The 17,638-nt window shown below is 72.4% G+C and carries 14 protein-coding genes and 1 pseudogene; 5 read left to right on the forward strand and 10 right to left on the reverse strand.

Annotated elements, in window-relative coordinates; all coding sequences use genetic code 11:
* Positions 1 to 7: 7 nt before the first annotated feature.
* Complete coding sequence (locus tag DRB96_RS29065; protein ID WP_112451133.1) at positions 8 to 2,068, reverse strand: phospholipase C, phosphocholine-specific; 2,061 nt, start codon at positions 2,066 to 2,068, stop codon at positions 8 to 10.
* 279 nt (positions 2,069 to 2,347) lie between these two features.
* Positions 2,348 to 3,028, reverse strand: coding sequence for a hypothetical protein (locus tag DRB96_RS45080; RefSeq protein WP_239515994.1), 681 nt, complete (start codon positions 3,026 to 3,028; stop codon positions 2,348 to 2,350).
* Between the two features lie 189 nt (positions 3,029 to 3,217).
* Between DRB96_RS45080 and DRB96_RS29075 the strand changes: the two genes are divergently transcribed.
* Complete coding sequence (locus DRB96_RS29075; RefSeq protein ID WP_112451134.1) at positions 3,218 to 4,525, forward strand: hypothetical protein; 1,308 nt, start codon at positions 3,218 to 3,220, stop codon at positions 4,523 to 4,525.
* A gap of 102 nt (positions 4,526 to 4,627) precedes the next feature.
* Here DRB96_RS29075 and msrB read toward each other — a convergent pair whose 3' ends face one another.
* From msrB to DRB96_RS29095, 4 genes are all read right to left on the reverse strand, one after another.
* The gene (gene msrB, locus DRB96_RS29080) at positions 4,628 to 5,035 is read right to left on the reverse strand and encodes a peptide-methionine (R)-S-oxide reductase MsrB (RefSeq protein ID WP_112451135.1); all 408 of its coding nucleotides are present in this window, start codon (positions 5,033 to 5,035) and stop codon (positions 4,628 to 4,630) included.
* Positions 5,036 to 5,059: 24 nt separating this feature from the next.
* Positions 5,060 to 6,454: a UDP-N-acetylmuramate--L-alanine ligase gene (gene murC, locus DRB96_RS29085; protein WP_112451136.1), complete on the reverse strand. Its 1,395-nt coding sequence runs from the start codon at positions 6,452 to 6,454 to the stop codon at positions 5,060 to 5,062.
* Positions 6,455 to 6,531: 77 nt separating this feature from the next.
* Positions 6,532 to 6,999: an indole-3-glycerol phosphate synthase gene (locus DRB96_RS29090; RefSeq protein ID WP_112451137.1), complete on the reverse strand. Its 468-nt coding sequence runs from the start codon at positions 6,997 to 6,999 to the stop codon at positions 6,532 to 6,534.
* 147 nt (positions 7,000 to 7,146) lie between these two features.
* Positions 7,147 to 7,920, reverse strand: a complete 774-nt coding sequence (locus DRB96_RS29095; protein ID WP_112451138.1) for a pyrimidine reductase family protein — start codon at positions 7,918 to 7,920, stop codon at positions 7,147 to 7,149.
* 36 nt (positions 7,921 to 7,956) lie between these two features.
* Between DRB96_RS29095 and zapE the strand changes: the two genes are divergently transcribed.
* From zapE to DRB96_RS29115, 4 genes are all read left to right on the forward strand, one after another.
* Positions 7,957 to 9,066, forward strand: a complete 1,110-nt coding sequence (gene zapE / locus DRB96_RS29100) for a cell division protein ZapE (RefSeq protein WP_112451139.1) — start codon at positions 7,957 to 7,959, stop codon at positions 9,064 to 9,066.
* A 61-nt stretch (positions 9,067 to 9,127) separates the two neighbouring features.
* Positions 9,128 to 9,556 (forward strand): OsmC family protein, encoded by a 429-nt coding sequence (locus DRB96_RS29105; RefSeq protein ID WP_112451140.1) that lies wholly within the window; start codon positions 9,128 to 9,130, stop codon positions 9,554 to 9,556.
* A 198-nt stretch (positions 9,557 to 9,754) separates the two neighbouring features.
* Complete coding sequence (locus tag DRB96_RS29110) at positions 9,755 to 11,185, forward strand: alkaline phosphatase PhoX (protein WP_112453812.1); 1,431 nt, start codon at positions 9,755 to 9,757, stop codon at positions 11,183 to 11,185.
* A gap of 528 nt (positions 11,186 to 11,713) precedes the next feature.
* Positions 11,714 to 12,535 (forward strand): PPK2 family polyphosphate kinase, encoded by an 822-nt coding sequence (locus DRB96_RS29115; protein ID WP_239516730.1) that lies wholly within the window; start codon positions 11,714 to 11,716, stop codon positions 12,533 to 12,535.
* A gap of 541 nt (positions 12,536 to 13,076) precedes the next feature.
* On the opposite strand, the pseudogene DRB96_RS29120 reads toward DRB96_RS29115, so the two are convergent.
* The 4 genes and pseudogenes from DRB96_RS29120 to DRB96_RS29135 all read right to left on the reverse strand — a co-directional run.
* Positions 13,077 to 15,569: pseudogene (locus tag DRB96_RS29120) on the reverse strand (sensor histidine kinase KdpD); the annotation flags it as partial.
* Positions 15,570 to 15,730: 161 nt separating this feature from the next.
* A complete protein-coding gene (locus tag DRB96_RS29125) occupies positions 15,731 to 16,516 on the reverse strand; it encodes a DUF3710 domain-containing protein (RefSeq protein ID WP_112451141.1) in 786 nt (261 codons plus the stop codon).
* 1 nt (position 16,517) lies between these two features.
* Entirely contained in the window at positions 16,518 to 17,051 is a 534-nt protein-coding gene (dut, locus tag DRB96_RS29130) for a dUTP diphosphatase (RefSeq protein WP_112451142.1), read from the reverse strand.
* Positions 17,051 to 17,635: a hotdog domain-containing protein gene (locus tag DRB96_RS29135; RefSeq protein WP_112451143.1), complete on the reverse strand. Its 585-nt coding sequence runs from the start codon at positions 17,633 to 17,635 to the stop codon at positions 17,051 to 17,053. Before DRB96_RS29135 ends, dut begins: the two co-directional genes overlap by 1 nt.
* Positions 17,636 to 17,638: the final 3 nt, after the last annotated feature.

Here is a 17,638-nt window from a genome sequence, read left to right on the forward strand (position 1 = left end):
GACCGCGTCAGACGGTCTTGATCGCCGGGTCCGAGACGCCCGTCGCGCCCGTTTCCACGTGGCCGGCGAAGCGGCGCAGGAAGGTGGCGTCCGCGTCGGAGACGACCGTGACGTCGTACCAGCGGGCCGTGCCGGACAGGTTCACCGTGTGCGCGACCGTGCCGCCCGCCGCGACGCGCAGGACCTGGGCCGCGCCTCCGTAGGCGTTGGTCACCGTGAGGTTGACCGCCGCCGTACCGGAGTTGGCCAGCGTCAGCTTGAGGTTGCCGGTGGCCGCGTCGTGGCGGGCCGTGACCTCGGGGCCGGCCTTCTTCGCCGGGCCCTTCCACGTGCGCAGGAAGCCGTTCGGGCCCCAGACCGTGAGGTTGACCTGGTTCCCGGTGGAGCCGCTCGTGCTCCAGGTGTCCGACAGGGTCTTGCCCGCCTCGACCGTGTAGGGCCACGGGCCGTCCGTGCGGTTGCCCGAGGTGCTGTGGAAATGGGCGCCGAGGGAGGGTCCGGAGGAGAAGGTCAGGGTGAACTTGCCGGTGGAGACGGTGGCCTTGCCGTCCGCGTACGGCTGGTAGCCGAGCGCGCGCGTCGGCTTCGCGCCCGCCTCCTGCTTGGGCAGGGCGCCGGTCGCCGGCGGGACCGGGTGGTAGGACGGGTGGGTGTTGTGGTCCGCCGGGACGTACGCGGCCGTCGAGGGCAGGGCCGCCGGGGACGCGTCCGCCCGGCTGAAGTCGAAGGCCGAGGTCAGGTCGCCGCAGACCGCGCGCCGCCACGGCGAGATGTTGGGCTCCTGCACGCCGAACCGCTTCTCCATGAAGCGGATCACCGAGGTGTGGTCGAAGGTCTCGGAGCAGACGTAGCCGCCCTTGCTCCACGGGGAGACCACGATCATCGGGACGCGCGGGCCCAGCCCGTAGGGGCCGGCCGCGTAGCCGCCGCCCCCGGCGTACAGGTCCTTCGTGACGTCGGCGGTGGACAGGCCCCACGCCGCGGAGGTGGGCGGGTACGGCGGCACGACGTGGTCGAAGAAGCCGTCGTTCTCGTCGTAGGTGATGAGGAAGGCCGTCTTCGCCCACACGTCGGGGTTGGCCGTCAGCGCGTCGAGCACCTGCGAGATGTACCAGGCGCCGAAGTTCGTGGGCCAGTTCGGGTGCTCGCTGAACGCCTCGGGCGCCGCGATCCACGAGACCTGCGGCAGCGTGCCGCCCACCACGTCCGCGCGCAGCTTGTCGAAGTAGCCTTCGCCCGCCTTGGCGTTGGTGCCCGTACGGGCCTTCTCGTACAGGGCGCTGCCCGGCTGGGCGTTGCGGTAGGAGTTGAAGTACAGCAGCGAGTTGTCGCCGTAGTTGCCGCGGAAGGCGTCGCCGATCCAGCCCCAGTGGCCGGCCGCGTTCAGGCCGTCGCCGATGTCCTGGTAGACCTTCCAGGACACCCCGGCCGCCTCCAGGCGCTCGGGGTAGGTCTTCCAGCCGTAGCCGGCCTCCTGGTTGCCGAGGACCGGGCCGCCGCCGGTGCCGTCGTTGCCCGTGTGTCCCGACCACATGTAGTAGCGGTTGGGGTCCGTGGCGCCGATGAAGGAGCAGTGGTAGGCGTCGCACACGGTGAAGGCGTCGGCGAGCGCGTAGTGGAACGGGATGTCGTTCCGCTTCATGTACGACATGGTCGTCGCCGTCTTGGCCGGCACCCACTTGTCGTACTTGCCGTTGTTGTACGCCGCGTGGCCGCCGGCCCAGTCGTGGTTCAGGCCCTCGACGAACTGCATGCCGAGGTCGTTGACCTGGGGGTTGAAGGGGAGGATGTCCTTCGTCCCGTTGGACTGGTGGAAGACGGACTTGCCGTTGTCCTGCAGGACCGGACGCGGGTCACCGAAGCCCCGTACGCCCTTCATCGAGCCGAAGTACTGGTCGAAGGACCGGTTCTCCTGCATGAGGACGACGATGTGCTCGATGTCCTGGATGGTTCCGGTGGCGCCCTGCGCCGGTATCGCGGCGGCGCGCGCGATGCTCTCGTTCAGCATCGTGATCGCGGCGGTACCGCCGGCGATCTGCAGGAACCTGCGGCGGTTGAGCTCTGCCATGGCGTGACGACCTCTGTCGGTGAGACGGTGCGGGGGTGTCGGGGGGCGCCCCAAGAACAGCGGCCCCGGGGTACCGGTCGGCGTTGCTTTCGTGACAGTGGGCCGTACACCTGGAAAACGGAAGCCCTCGTACGCCGGTCCACACCTCACGGCCACCTTCTCGCCACATGCCGCCCGCGGTCCCCGCCCCGCACCACCACCCCTCACACCCCGGGGTTTCGTCTCACCGGCTCACCGGCTCACCGGCTCACCCGCTCACCGACTCACCCGATCACCTGATCACCGGACCTGGGGGCAGACCCGGCCGGCCGCCGCGCAGCGCGCCTCGAAGCCCGGCGGCAGCCAGCCGCCGTTGAGCAGCCGGGGATGGGCCGGGAAGGCGCTGTGCGCGGCGAGCGCGAACATCAGCGAGGCCCACAGCGACTGGACGCGGACGCTGAGGAACCCGCCCCCGTCCACGTTCTGGAACCCGCACTCGAAGACGTCCGCCCCGACCAGGTCCATGGTGGCCAGTCCCGACCAGTTCAGGTCCAGGTAGCTCTGCGGGTGCCCGAAGTAGGCGCGCCGGTCGGTGACGGTCAGCTCGCCCGGGCCGTCGCTCGCCCAGCGGGGCTGCGCGTCGGCCGCGGCCCGGTTGCGGCGGGCGGCGTTGCCGAGCGCCGAGGCGGCCATGCTGCCGAGGACGAAGCCGGTGCCGCCGAAGGCGACCACGCTGCTCTGCTGGTAGGAGCCGTTGCCCAGGGCCCGCCAGGTGTAGCGCGTCGCCGGGCCCGAGGCGAGCGGCAGTTCGCCGGGGGCCAGGCGCACCCGGGAAGGCACCGGGGGACGGGCGGAGAGCCGCCCGTGCACGAGGTCGTGCACCACGGCACAGGTGTACAGCAGGTGGTCGTCGACCGGTGTCCAGTCCGGCGGCTGCCGCCGCACCACGTCCTGCCGCTCCGCATAAGAGTTCTCGTCCATCTCCCCCGCCAGCCTCCGTCGGTGAACCGCTGGTTGCCATCCTAGGGATCACACGGCGGCCCGGCGGCGCGGGAGATGCTGTTGGTGCAGTAGCGCTGGTCCGTGGGCGTCGGGTAGCCCTCGCCCTGGTGCGGTCGCGTTCTTGCCGGGCACCAGCCGTAGGCTGCCGTGGGAAAACAAGGGGAGACGATGACTGACGACCGCGGGGCAATGATTCCGGTGTGGACGCTGGCTACCGGTGACGTCCGGGTGCCCGCATTGGCCGGAGACGAGCCGATGACGGCTGAGCGCCTGGCTGAACTGCGCAGTGTGCTGGCCGGCCTGGCCAATGAGCCGATTGCCACACTTGAGGCGCATCCGCTGCCCGACAAGCTCGACCGCAGCCGAGGTATCCCGCTCGATGCCGCGAGTCCTTTGGCGAAGCACCTGTCGAAGCTCATCACGCAATCGGCGCAAGGTTCCTCTGTGGCGGCTACGGCGACCGCTGCCGGCGAAGGCCTGTATCGCATGGTGGTTCCCGCGAAGGTCGTCGCCCAGCTCGGTCAGGGCATCGTCCGCCCGATGGCGTCGAAGGTGGCGGCCGGTGGCATCCACGGAGCACTCATGAACTCAACGGGCATCACCGCCCAGGCGACGTTCGTGCCGGTCGGTAAAGCGGCAGCGGCAGGCGCGGTCGGTGGAGCCGGTGCGACGGCCGGCGTCGCGGCCGTCGGCAGCGCGGCGCTCACCGTGGCCGCGCCGCTCGTGCTCATGGCCATAGCGGTGGGCGTGAGCGCGAATGCCGACTACCAGCGCCAGCTGGCTGTCGAACGCATCACGGAACTGCTGGAGCAACTGCACGAAGAGAAGCTCGCTGACGAGCGCAACGAACTCGACGGCTGCCGCGATGCCATTGAGAAGGCAACCGCCGTCCTGCTCGACCAGGGCAAGCTCGGTGCCTCGCTGGGCCTGGACTCGGCCGTGCATGCCATCAGCAAGGCACTGGCCGCCACTGACCGCCGCCTTGCCAAGTGGCAGAGCGCACTCGACAAGCTGCCCGACGGCAAGCCCGTCGAGATCGGCACGCTGAACAAGTCGTTCCCCGGCGTCGACGACCACGGCGGCAAGTTCCGCACCCACCTCGAACTCGCTGCCTTGGCCATCGCGCTGAAGCGGCGGGTCATCGTCCTGCAGGCCGTCGAGCACGCCCAGGGCGACCCTGACAACTTGTTCGCGAACTTCACCCGCCTCCTCAAGGCCGACCACCAGCGCCTCGCCACACTGGAGTCGAGCATCGCCGGGGTCCTGGCGCGCCTGTCGGCGCTGGAGCTGGCCCGCACGTCCGGTTTGCTGCCCGTGATGCACATCGGTGACGTCGATCGCCTACTGCGCGCGGCCAACGGGCTTCACAAGCTGGGCGACGGCGTCGTGGTCAACAGCCCCACGACCGACGTGGCGATTGAGATCGCCCGCAACAAGGACGGCTCGCTGGTCGTGCTCCCCGCGCTGCCCGCGTAGGCGCGGGCGCGCCGGGGGAGCCGGCACGAGAGCCCCGGCAACCATCGGTGCCGGGGCTCAAGGCTCTGCGGGACGCGCAGTCGTCTACGGTGGCCGAGCCTGTCAGCCCTCGTCCGGAACCAGGCGCAGGGAGATGCTGTTGATGCAGTAGCGCTGGTCCGTGGGCGTCGGGTAGCCCTCGCCCTCGAAGACGTGGCCCAGGTGCGAGCCGCACTTCGCGCAGAGCACCTCGGTGCGGACCATGCCGTGCGCGACGTCCGCCTTCAGCTCGACCGCGTCGGAGTCCTTCGGGTCGTAGAAGGAGGGCCAGCCGCAGTGCGACTCGAACTTCTCCGTGGAGCGGAACAGCTCGGAGCCGCAGCCGCGGCAGGAGTAGACGCCCTCGGTCTTGGTGTCCGTGTACTCACCGCGGAAGGCGGGCTCGGTGCCGGCGAGGCGCAGCACCTGGTACTCGGACGGGGTCAGCTCCGCCTGCCACTGCTCGTCCGTCTTCTCTACCTCGTACGACATGACTTGTGCGCTCCCTGAGAACCGTCAGCTGGACAGGCGGGCGAGGATCTGGGGCCCCAGGTCCGTGACGTCGCCCGCGCCCATGGTGAGAACGAGATCGCCGGGCTTGGCCATTCCCGCGACGACGTCGGCGACGGCGCCCTTGTCGTGCTCGGGGGTGACGTCGGCGCCCGCCGCCCGGGCGGCGTCGATGATGATCTCGCTGGTGACCCCGGGGATCGGGTCCTCGCGGGCGGGGTAGATGTCGAGGACCACGGAGGCGTCGGCCAGCCCGAGCGCCCGGCCCATCTCCCGGCCGAGCTCCTGGGTGCGGGAGAAGAGGTGCGGCTGGAAGACGACCAGGATGCGGGCGTCCCCGGCGGCGCCGCGGATGGCCTCCAGGTCGGCGGTCATCTCGGTCGGGTGGTGCGCGTAGGAGTCGATGACCTGGACTCCGGCGGCCTCGCCCTTGAGCTGGAGGCGGCGCTTGACCCCGGTGTACTTGCCGAGGGCGGAGGCCAGGTTGTGCGCGGGGATGCCGAGCGCGACACCGGCGGCGAGGGCCGCGACGGCGTTGTGCGCGTAGTGGCGGCCGGGCACCGAGACCGTGAAGGTGAGCATCCGGCCGTCGATGACGACCGTGACCTCGCTGGTCAGCCCGCGCGGGGTGATCTTCGTGATCCGGACGTCGGCCTCGGGCTCCTCGCCGTACGTGACCACCTTCAGCCCGTCGTTGCCGCGGACCCGGCCGGCGATCTCGGCGGCGCCGGCCTGGCCGTGGGCGATGACCAGGGTGCCGCCCTCGGGGATCTTGCCGACGAAGGTCTCGAAGGACTCGTAGATCTCTTCCATCGACGCGTAGTTCGCGTGGTGGTCGAGCTCGGCGTTGAGGATGATCGCGACCTGCGGCGTGTACGTGTGGAAGCTGCGGTCGCTCTCGTCCGCCTCGGCGACGAAGATGTCGCCCTCGCCGTGGTGGGCGTTGGAGCCGGGGGCGTCGAGGTCGCCGCCGATGGCGTACGAGGGGTCCAGGCCCAGCGCCGAGAGGGAGACGGCCAGCATCGAGGTGGTGGTGGTCTTGCCGTGGGTGCCGGCGACGGCGATCGGGCGCAGGCCGTCCATCAGCCCGGCCAGGGCGTCGGAGCGGTGCACGACCGGGATGCCGAGCTCGGCGGCGCGGGCCAGCTCGGGGTTGTCGGCGCGGATGGCGCTGGAGACGACCACGCAGGTGGCGTCGGGGGCGAGGTGGCCGGCGGCGTGCCCGATGTGGACCGTGGCGCCGTGGGCGCGCAGCGCCTGGGCGGTCTCGGAGTCACGGGCGTCGCTGCCGGCCACCTGCGCGCCGCGCTGGGCCAGGATCTTCGCGATGCCGGACATGCCGGCGCCGCCGATGCCGATGAAGTGGGGCCGTTCCATGGCGGTCGGCAGGCCGGGCTTCATTCAGGTAGCTCCAGGATCGAGGGCGTGCGGTCCGCTGGGTCCCGTCCGCTCAGCACGGAGGTTCAGCGGACTCCACCCTATTCCTTGTGGGCGAAGAGCTTGAGCACCGGAACGCCGACCTTGTGGCGCGCCCGGGAAGCCCAGTCCCGGTGGAAGAACTCCTCGACGTAGTGCGGGGCGGTCAGCACGATCACCTCGTCGGCGGCGGTCTCCTCCACCACCGCCCTGAGGTGGTCCAGCGGGTGGTCCTCGATGATCTGCCCGACGGCCTTGGCGCCCTTGGCGCGCAGGGAGGCCAGGGAGTGCTCGAGCGCCAGTTCGGCGGGGCCCCGGGCGGCCTCGCCCTCCGGTTCGTCGCCCTCTCGGATGGCCTCGGGAAGCTCACCGAGCGCTACGTCGTCGATGGCGCGCAGCAGCCGGTCCCGGTCGCCGCGGGGTTGCATGAGGACGACGAAGGAGACCGACTCGTCGCCGTGGAGGGTGGTGACGAAGTCCACGTCGACGGGGGTCAGCGGCTGCTCGATCATCAATACGCTCGTGAACACGGACGCCCTCTCCTTCGTGGGCCGAGGCCGGCCGGCCGGCCCCTGCGGAAACCATCCTGCCCCGCTGTCGCACGGGGCCCTGCCCAGTCATCCTGCCCAGATATGTGCCCAGCGGAAGCAAAGCGGAACGATAAATTCCGCTCCTTGTCAGATCCGACGGTAACGCGTGAAGAGAAACCCGGCCTCTTCCAGCAGACAGGCCGGCGCCAGCCGGTGCGGAACCGTGACGGAAGGCCCTGCGGAGATCCGCTGGGCGTCACCCGCCGTGAGCATCGGCGAGATCGTCAGACACAGCTCGTCCAGCACGCCGGCGGCCACGAACTGGCCCAGCAGCCGGGGTCCGCCCTCGGTGAGCTGGCGGCGCAGCCCCCGGTCCGCGAGCACCCGTACGGCGCGGGCCGGGTCCACGCCGGCCCCTTCGCCGGCCACCACGACCTCGGCCCCGGCCTCCTGGGCCCGGGCCACCCGGTCCGCCGGTGCGGCGGCCCCGGTGAGCACCAGCGTGGGCACGAGCGGGGAGGTGAACAGCGGCAGCGAGAAGTCCAGGTCCATGCTCGCCGTGACCACCGCGATGGCGGCGGCGGGGCCCTGGCCGGCGGCGCTGCGGCGGGCCGCGAAGGCGTCCCGGGCCCGTGCGGGGCGGTAGCCCTCCTGGCGAACCGTTTCCGCACCGACGACCACCACATCGGCCAGCGCCCGCAGGGTGCCGAAGATCCGCATGTCGGTCTCGCCGGAGATGGGCTGCGAACGACCGTCGTGCTGGGCCGCGCCGTCCAGGGTGGACACCATGTTGGCCCGCAGCCAGTGGCGGTCCGGACCGAGGGAGGGGTACGCGTACGCCTCGGCGAGCTCGTCCAGCGACCACTCCCGGTCGGTCTCGTCTGCTGATGTCTGATCGGTCACAGGGAACAGGCGTCGCATCGGTGCAGTGTGCCACGCCCCGTAGAGTTAAGAGCTGTGTCAACATCACTCTCGCCCTCAGCGTCAGCCTCCGGGCAGCCCCCGATAGTCGACGTGGGCCCGCAGGCCCTCTGTGCCCGCGCGCCGCGGGTGCCGGCCGAACGGCTCGTGGCCGAGATGGTGCCGCCCCCGCGCTTCGACTCGGTGCGCTTCGACACCTACGACCCGGACCCGGCCCAGCCGAGCCAGTCCGAGGCCGTCACCGTCCTGGTCGGCTTCGCCGCGGGCCTCGGCGGCGCCCACGCCACCGGCGCCGGCAAGCGCCGCTGGTTCTCCAGGGCACCGAAGGCCGCGGCCGCCGCCGGTCCGCGCGGGGTCTACCTCGACGGCGGGTACGGCGTCGGCAAGACCCACCTGCTGGCCTCCCTCTGGCACGCCACCCCGGCCGAGCCCGCGCTCAAGGCCTTCGGCACCTTCGTGGAGCTGACCAACCTGGTCGGTGCGCTCGGCTTCCAGCAGACCGTGCAGACCCTGGGCGGGCACCGGCTCCTGTGCATCGACGAGTTCGAGCTCGACGACCCGGGCGACACCGTGCTCGTCTCCTCGCTGCTCAGCCGCCTCGTCGAGCAGGGCGTGGCGCTGGCCGCCACCTCCAACACCCTGCCCGGCAAGCTCGGCGAGGGCCGCTTCGCCTCCGCCGACTTCCTGCGCGAGATCCAGGGGCTCTCCGCCCACTTCCGGCCGCTGCGCATCGACGGCCAGGACTACCGCCACCGCGGCCTGCCCGAGGCCCCGGCGCCCTTCTCGGACGAGCAGGTGGCCAAGGCCGCCTACGCGACCCCCGGCGCGAGCCTGGACGACTTCCCCGGCCTCCTCGAGCACCTCGCCCGGGTCCACCCGAGCCGCTACGGGGCCCTGACCGACGGGATAGCGGCCGTCTGCCTCACCGACGTCGGCCCGGTCCCGGACCAGTCGACCGCGCTGCGCCTGGTCGTCCTCGCGGACCGCCTGTACGACCGCGAGATACCGGTGCTGGCGTCCGGGGTCCCCTTCGACAAGCTCTTCAGTGAAGAGATGCTGAACGGCGGCTACCGCAAGAAGTACTTCCGGGCCATCTCGCGGCTCACCGCGCTGGCACGCGACGCGAAGCCCCTGGTGTCCCAGTAGGTTTGGTGACGTCGGCCCGTTCCACGGGCCGGCCGTTTCCACTTCCGCGAAGGGATCCACCATGGCTGCCACACGCAACGCACACGCCGTCTGGGAAGGCGACCTGTTCGAAGGCAAGGGCGTCGTCACGCTCGACTCCTCCGGCCTCGGCAGCTACCCCGTCTCCTGGCCCGCCCGGACCGACGAGGAGGCGAACGGGCGCACCAGCCCGGAGGAGCTCATCGCCGCCGCGCACTCCAGCTGCTTCAACATGGCCTTCTCGAACGGTCTCGCGAAGGCCGGCCACCCGCCGGTGAAGCTGACCACCTCGGCCGCCGTCACCTTCGTGCCGGGCAAGGGCATCACCGGGATCCACCTCACCGTCGAGGGCGAGGTGCCGGGTCTGGACGACGACGCGTTCGTCGCCGCGGCCGAGGACGCCAAGAAGAACTGCCCGGTCAGCCAGGCCCTGACGGGTACGACGATCACCCTCAGCGCGAAGCTGGCCTGACCGTTCCACCCCGGCCGGGCCGCCACGGCCCGCGCCCTCCCCGCCCGGCGGGCCCGTGTGGCCCGCCGGGCGGGACGGCCCGTCCCCCGAACTTCGGCGCGAGGGGCGCCCCGCGCGCCGAAGCACGGGGGGCGGGGCGGCGTGGTACCACGGGCCGTCGAAGGTCCGCCCCACCGCCGGGAGTTGCCGATGTCGCCGATGTCCCTCAGCCGCCGCAGCCTCCTCGCCGCCGGCTCGGTCGCCTTCACCGGAGCACTCGGCGCGCTGTTCGCCGGGGCCGGACCGGGGGCGGGCGCCGGCCCGCGGGCCGGAACGGGTTCCGGCCCCGGACCCGGGACCGGGACCGGGACCGGGACCGCCGCCCGCGCCGCCGCTCCCGCCGCCGCCCGCGGCTACGGCCCGCTCGTGGCCGACCCCGCCGGGCTGCTCGACCTGCCGGCCGGGTTCACGTACCGGGTGCTCTCGCGCGCCGGCGACCCGCTGCTCTCCGGTGAGGGCAGGGTCCCGGGCAACTGCGACGGCATGGCCGCCTTCGGCGCCGGACAGGGCCGCGTCAAGCTGGTCCGCAACCACGAGAACCGGACCACCGCCGCCCTGCGCGTGCCGCCCGTCGAAGGGCTCACCTACGACCCGTACGCACTCGGCGGCTGCACCCTGCTCGACCTCGACCCGGCGGGCCGGGTCACCTCCGAACGCGTCGCCCTCGCCGGCACCGCCGTCAACTGCGCGGGCGGCCGTACCCCTTGGAACACCTGGCTGTCCTGCGAGGAGACCGAGGACCGGGCGGGCACCGCCGGCTACGCCCGCGACCACGGCTACGTCTTCGAGGTCGACCCCGCCGACCCCCAGCGCTCCGGCGCGGTCCCGCTCACCGCGATGGGCCGCTTCGCGCACGAGGCCGTCGCCGTCGACCCGTACCTCGGAGTGGTCTACGAGACCGAGGACGCCTTCGTCGAACCCTTCGGCCTCTTCTACCGGTTCCTGCCCGCCCGCCCGCTCGGCGGCCCCGGCTCCCTGCGCGCCGGCGGCCGGCTCGAGGCGATGCGCGTCCCCGGACTGGCGAACCTGGCGGCGGTGGACGAACCCGGGGCCCGGTTCCCGGTGGAGTGGGTCCCCGTACCGGACCCGTCGGCGGCCGCGACCCCGATCCGGCTCCAGGACTTCGGACCCGGCGGGATCACCCACGCGCAGAAGCTGGAGGGCTGCTACTGGGGCGGCGAGGGCGTCTACTTCGTCTCCAGCTACTCCCGCACCCGCGAGGGCTCCCCCGCCGACCACCACGGCCAGGTCTGGTTCTACGACCCCGCGCGCGCCCTGATCCGGCTGGACGTGGTGTTCGGCCCGGCCGCCGACGTCCGGCTGCCCGGCGACTCCCCCGACAACATCTGCCTGGCCCCGGACGGCGGCCTGATGGTGTGCGAGGACGGCGGCGGCGCGCAGTACGTCTTCGGGGTGACCCCCGGCGGCGAGGTCTACCCGGTGGCCCGCAACGCGGACGACATCGGCGGGCCGGGGGCCTCGGAGTGGGGGGAGTTCGCGGGCGTCACCTTCTCGCCGGACGCCCGGACGATGTACGTCAACGCGTACGCGCCCGGCACCACCTTCGCCGTGACGGGCCCCTGGAGGTGACCTAAGGCGTGTCCCCCGCCGCCCTCCGGCCCGTCGGAACCGGTCTTTCGCCACCTCGCGGTCCCCGCCGCCGTACTGGAAGATCGTATGGAGTCGACGGGATCGAGGTAGGTAGCGGTGGCCAAGAAGGACAGTACGAAGCCGGCGAAGGAAGCGAAGCCACCGAAGCGCGCCAAGGCCTCCGCGCCCGCCGGTCCCGCGAAGGCCGGGGCGAAGGCGGCCAAGGCCGAGAAGGCCGAGAAGGCCGAGAAGGCCGAGAAGGCCGAGAAGGCCGAGAAGGCCGAGAACCCTGCCAAGGGCGCGAAGGGCGAGAAGGCCCAGGAGGCCCGGAAGGCGGCCAAGGACGCCAAGGACGCGAAGCCCGCCCAGGAGGCGGCCGCGCCGCCCGCCAAGGGCGAGAAGAAGCCCGACCCCAAGCCCAAGCCCCTCTCCCTGCGCGAACTGCTCCGCATCTCCGCCGAGGGAGCCAAGGCCCCCAAGGGCTCCCGCAAGGCCTCCGGCCACGGCTCGGGCGCCCTCCTGGGCCCGCTGCTCCGCGTCCCCGCCGGCGAGCGCGTCGACCTCGCCGGCTTCCACCCCGGCGCCACCCCGGCCGGTCCCACCGACAAGGCGGCCGGCGTGGCGGCCACCGCGCAGATGGCCGAGGGGCTCGCCTCCCTCCAGGAGCGGCTCTACGCCGCCAGCACCGCGGGCGACCGCCGCCGCGTCCTGCTCGTCCTCCAGGGCATGGACACCAGCGGCAAGGGCGGCACGGTCAAGCACGTGATCGGCCTGTTCAACCCCTCCGGCTGCCGGATCAAGGCCTTCAAGGCGCCCACGCCCGAGGAGCAGAACCACCCCTTCCTCTGGCGCGTCATGAAGGCGCTCCCCCAGCCGGGCGAGATCGGCATCTTCGACCGTTCGCACTACGAGGACGTCCTCATCGCCCGCGTCCGCGAGCTGGTGCCGCGCAGTCAGCTGGGCCGCCGCTACGCGCAGATCAACCGGTTCGAGAAGTCCCTCGCCGACGACGGCGTGAGCGTGCTGAAGGTCTTCCTCCACATCAGCTACGAGGAGCAGCGCAAGCGGCTCCTCGAGCGGCTCGACAACCCCGAGAAGCACTGGAAGTTCACCCCGGGCGACATCGAGGAGCGCGCCGCGTGGCCCGCGTACCAGCAGGCGTACGAGCTGGCCCTGGAGCGCTGCTCCACGGACGCCGCGCCGTGGTACGTCGTCCCCTCGGACCGCAAGTGGTACCGCAACTGGGCGATCAGCACACTGCTGCTGGAGCACTTGGAGGGCATCGCTCCGCGGTATCCCGAGGCCGACTTCGACGTGCAGGAGTGCCGCGCACGCCTACTTGCCACATAGTCATATATTTTGCGCATGTGACCATCTCACTGCGCAGTACGGCTGCCGTCGCGGCCGTGGCAGCCCTCGGTGCCGCCCTCGCCGCGTGCGGGGGCGGCGCCGGTACGCCGGACGCCGGCAGCCGGGCCCGTATGGGGGCCTCGGCCTCCCCGTCCCCGCCGGCGGCCGCCCCGAGCGGCCCCGCGGGCGCCCCCCTGTCTCTTTTACCCACCTGACGCGGCGGAAAGGAGAGAGGGGCGGGGGAGGAGGTACGGGGGAGGGCGAGCAGGGACGGGAACCGGAGAGAGATGGGGGAGGACGAGGGAGGGGGGGGGGTGACAGACAAGGAAAGGGAGAGCAGGAAGGCGCCGAAAAAGCGGAAGGGGAAGGACCCGCGGGGGGGGGGGGTGGGGGTGGGCATCGCGGGGGAGGGAGGCAGGGGCGAGGGCATGGAGGGCACGGTGGCCGCCGAGGACACGCCGGGCGGCGGGCTAGCCAAGGTGGTCACGCTGCGCCCCTCGCCGTCCACGCTCACGGGGGCCTGCGGCCGCCCGCCGGTGACCGCCCGCAGCGTGAGCACCATGGTGAGCCCGCCGCCGGGGGTGTCCTCGGCGGCCAGCGTGCCGTCCATGGCCTCGGCGAAGCCGCGCGCGACCGCGAGGCCGAGGCCCACGCCGGCACCCCGGGGGGCGTCCCCGTGCCGCTGGAAGGGGGCGAAGATGCGCTCCTTGGCCTCGTCGGGCACGCCCGGCCCGCGGTCGACGACCCGCACCTCGACCCGGTCGCCGAGGAAGCTGGCCGCCACCAGGACCTGCTCCCCCGGCGGGCTGTACTTGACGGCGTTCTCGACCACGTTGGCCACGGTCCGCTCCAGCAGCCCCGGGTCCACCGCCACCATGGGCAGGCTCTCCGGGACGTCCAGCAGGACGCTGTCCTCGGGTACGCCGCCCAGCGCCATCGGGACCACCTCGTCGAGGTCGATCTCGCGGATCAGCGGGGTGACGGTGCCGGTCTGGAGCCTGGACATGTCCAGCAGGTTGCCCACCAGGTGGTCGAGGCGGTCGGCGCCGTCCTCGATGCCCTCCAGGAGCTCCGCCCGGTCCTCCTCGGACCATTCGACGTCGTCGGAGCGCAGGGAGCTGACAGAGGCCTTGATCGAGGCCAGCGGCGTACGGAGGTCATGGCTGACGGCGGCCAGCAGCGCGGTCCGGATCCGGTTGCCCTCGGCCATCCGCCGGGCCTCCTCGGCCTCCCCGACCAGGCGCTGCCGGTCGAGCACCACGGCGGCCTGGGCGGCGAAGGCGCCGAGCACGCGGCGGTCCGCCGCGGGCAGCACCCGCCCGGACAGGGCCAGCGCCATGTGGTCGCCGATCGGCATGTCCACGTCGGCGTCCTCGGGGCGGCCGACCGGGTTCGGGCCGACGCTGCCGGCCGGCTGCCAGGGCTCGACGTCGCTCTCGCGCTCCAGCAGCGCCACCGACTCCATGGCGAAGGTCTCGCGCACCCGCTCCAGCAGCGCGTCCAAGGTGGTCTCGCCGCGCAGCACGCTGCCGGCGAGGAAGGAGAGGATCTCGGACTCGGCGCGCAGCCGGGCGGCCTGGTGGGTGCGGCGGGCGGCGGCGTCGACGACGGAGGCCACGGAGCCCGCGACCCCGAAGAAGACCGCGATGGCGACGATGTTCTTGGGGTCGGAGACGGTGAAGCGGTGGATGGGCGGGGCGAAGTAGTAGTTCAGCAGCAGGGAGCCGACGGCGGCCGAGGCCAGCGCCGGCCAGAGCCCGCCGAGCAGCGCCGCGGCCACCGTCAGGGCCAGGAAGAGCAGCATCTCGTTGGCGAGGCCGGGGTCCTCGTCGATGTGCGTCAGCAGCGCCGCGAGCAGCAGCGGCAGGATGACCCCGGCCACCCAGCCGGCCACCATCCTGGTCCGCCCGAGCCGGGCCGCCGAGCGGACCACGGGCAGGCCCCGGCCCTTGGCGGCCTCCTCGTGCGTGACGATGTGCACGTCGAGGTCGGGCCCGGAGTCACGGGCCACGGTGGCTCCGACCCCGGGCCCGAAGACGTAGCGCCAGGAGCGGTGGCGGCTGGAGCCGAGCACGATCTGGGTGGCGTTGACCCCGCGGGCGAACTCGAGCAGCGCCTCGGGGACGTTGTCCCCGATGACGTGGTGAAACGTTCCGCCAAGATCCTCGACCAGCGTGCGCTGGACGGCGAGCTCCTTCGGCGAGGCGGCGGTCAGCCCGTCGCTGCGGGCGATGTAGACGGCCAGGATCTCGCTGCCGGAGCCCTTGGCCGCCACCCGGGACGCGCGCCGGATCAGGGTGCGGCCCTCGGGTCCGCCGGTGAGTCCCACCACGATCCGCTCGCGCGCCTGCCAGGTGGAGCGGATGTTGTGCTCGCCCCGGTACTGCTGGAGGTACTCGTCCGCCCGGTCCGCCACCCAGAGCAGCGCGAGCTCGCGCAGCGCGGTCAGGTTGCCGGGGCGGAAGTAGTTGGACAGGGCCGCGTCGACCTTGTCCGACTTGTAGATGTTGCCGTGCGCCATCCGGCGCCGCAGCGCCTGCGGGGACATGTCGACCAGCTCGATCTGGTCGGCCCGGCGCACCACCTCGTCCGGCACGGTCTCCCGCTGCCGCACGCCCGTGATCGACTCCACCACGTCGCCGAGCGACTCCAGGTGCTGGATGTTCACGGTGGAGATCACGTCGATCCCGGCCCGCAGCAGTTCCTCCACGTCCTGCCAGCGCTTGGCGTTGCGCGAGCCCGGCACGTTGGTGTGCGCCAGCTCGTCCACCAGCGCGATGGCCGGTTTCCGGGCGAGGAGCGCGTCCACGTCCATCTCCGTGAAGGCCGCGCCCCGGTAGGAGAGCCCCTTGCGCTCGATCTGCTCCAGGCCGTGCAGCATGACCTCGGTGCGCGGCCGTCCGTGGTGCTCGACGAAGCCGACGACGCAGTCGGAGCCGCGCTCCACCCGGCGGTGGCCCTCCGAGAGCATGGCGTACGTCTTGCCCACGCCCGGGGCCGAGCCGAGATAGATCCGTAGCTTGCCGCGTCCCATGCGCCCATTCTCAGGGACATGTGCGCCGATCACGCGCCGATCGCCACATAGGGGCCGATCCCTGACGGATCCCTGACACCCCCGGGTACGGCCGTGGGCCGCACCCCCGGAGGAGTGCGGCCCACGGCCGGAAACGATCGCCTCGCGCGGCGGTCAGGGGATCAGCGGACCTCGGTGATCTCCGGGCCGCGCTCCAGCTGACCCATGCCGCCGCCGAAGCGGGAGCCTTCCTGCTCCTCGGTCGTCTGCACGCCGTCCGGCACCATCTGCGCGTCGTTCGGCAGCTTCAGGACGATCGGGTCCCGCGGGGCCATCGGGCCCTCGCCGCGGACCACGACGGTGTCCAGGAAGATCCGCTCCAGCACGCCGGCCGACTCGGGGCGCACCGCGCCCTGGCCGGAGATGACGCCGCGCAGGAACCAGCGCGGGCCGTCCACACCCACGAAGCGGACCAGCTGGGCGCCGGTCTGCCCGTCGGGGAGCGGTACGGGCACCTGCGCGCGCAGCTCCCAGCCCAGCGGACCCTCGACCTCGTCGATGATGCCGCCCTGCTTGGTGATGCCGTCGGCGATCTCCTCGCGGACCTCGCCCCAGATGCCTTCCTTGCGGGGCGCGGCGAAAGCCTGCAGCTGTACGGCACTGTCGCCGAGCACCACGGTCGCGGCGACGATGGCGTCACCGGCGACCTCGACGCGCAGCTCCATGCCCTCGACACCCGGTACGAGGATGCCGCCGAGGTCGACCCGGCCCTCCTCGGGATTGCCGGGCACCTCGGAGACGTCCCAGGGGCCGTCGGGCCGCGGGGCCGGCGGCAGGTTCACCCTGCGCGGACGGTCCCCGTCGGTCTCCTCCACGCCGTCCTGCTCATCGGCGCCGACGCCGTCGACGACCTGCTCGGCCGCGCCGCCGTCCTTGACGGAGTCGTTCTTCTTGCGACGTCCGAACACGTCACTGTCCTTCCCGGTCGGATACGACCGAAGCGTAGCCATTCCCACCCTGCTGACCAGCGCCGGATCCGGCCACGGCCGCATGACCTCCGGTGGAGCCGAAACCCCCCTCGGCCCGCGCCGAGTCGGGAAGCTGTGCCACCTCGTGGAAGCGCACCTTCTCGACCCGCTGGACAACCAGCTGGGCAATGCGGTCGAAACGCTCGAACCTGACGCTCTCGCGCGGGTCGAGATTGACCACGATCACCTTGATCTCCCCACGGTACCCGGCATCCACCGTCCCCGGGGCATTCACGAGCGCGAGCCCGCAGCGGGCGGCCAGGCCCGAGCGAGGGTGCACGAACGCCGCGTACCCGTCGGGCAGCGCGATGGAGACGCCGGTGGGCAGCACGGCCCGCTCGCCCGGCTCCAGTTCGGCGGCCACGGTGGTGACCAGGTCGCAGCCGGCGTCGCCGGGGTGGCCGTAGGCCGGAATCGGCACCTCCGGGTCGACGCGCCTGATGGCCACGTCCACGCCGGTGTTGTTCTCAGACATCAGGGGTTCACCTCGAAGGCGCGTGCGCGCCTGACCTGGTCCGGGTCGGCCATCGCCGCCCGGATCTCCTCGGGCCGTCCGTTGTCGATGAAGTGGTCGACCTTCACCTCGATGAAGAGGGCGTCCGCGCGCAGTGCCACGGGGCCCTCGGGACCGCCTATTCGGCCGACCGCGCTGCAGTAGATCTTCCGGCCGGCGACGGCGGTGACCTCGGCCTCCAGGTACAGGACGGTGTCCACGGGCACGGGCCGGACGAAGTCCGTCTCCAGCCGGCCGGTGACGGCGATGACGCGCAGCAGCCAGTTCAGGGAGCCGAGGGTCTCGTCGAGCGCGGTGGCGAGCACGCCGCCGTGGGCGAGGCCGGGGGCGCCCTGGTGAGCGGCCTTGACGGTGAACTCCGCGGTGACGCGCACGCCCAGGCCCGCGCGGGCCTCGAGGTGCAGCCCGTGCGGCTGGCCGTGGCCGCAGCCGAAACAGTGCTCGTAGTGCGCGCCGAGGAGCTCGCCGGGTGCCGGGGCGTCGGGGTGCCGGACCGGCGGGGCGGCATCGGCCGGGGGCGTCAACGCTGTGTTTCGTCCACTCACAGC

The organism is Streptomyces sp. ICC1 (assembly GCF_003287935.1).
Taxonomy (GTDB): Bacteria; Actinomycetota; Actinomycetes; order Streptomycetales; family Streptomycetaceae; genus Streptomyces; species Streptomyces tritrimontium.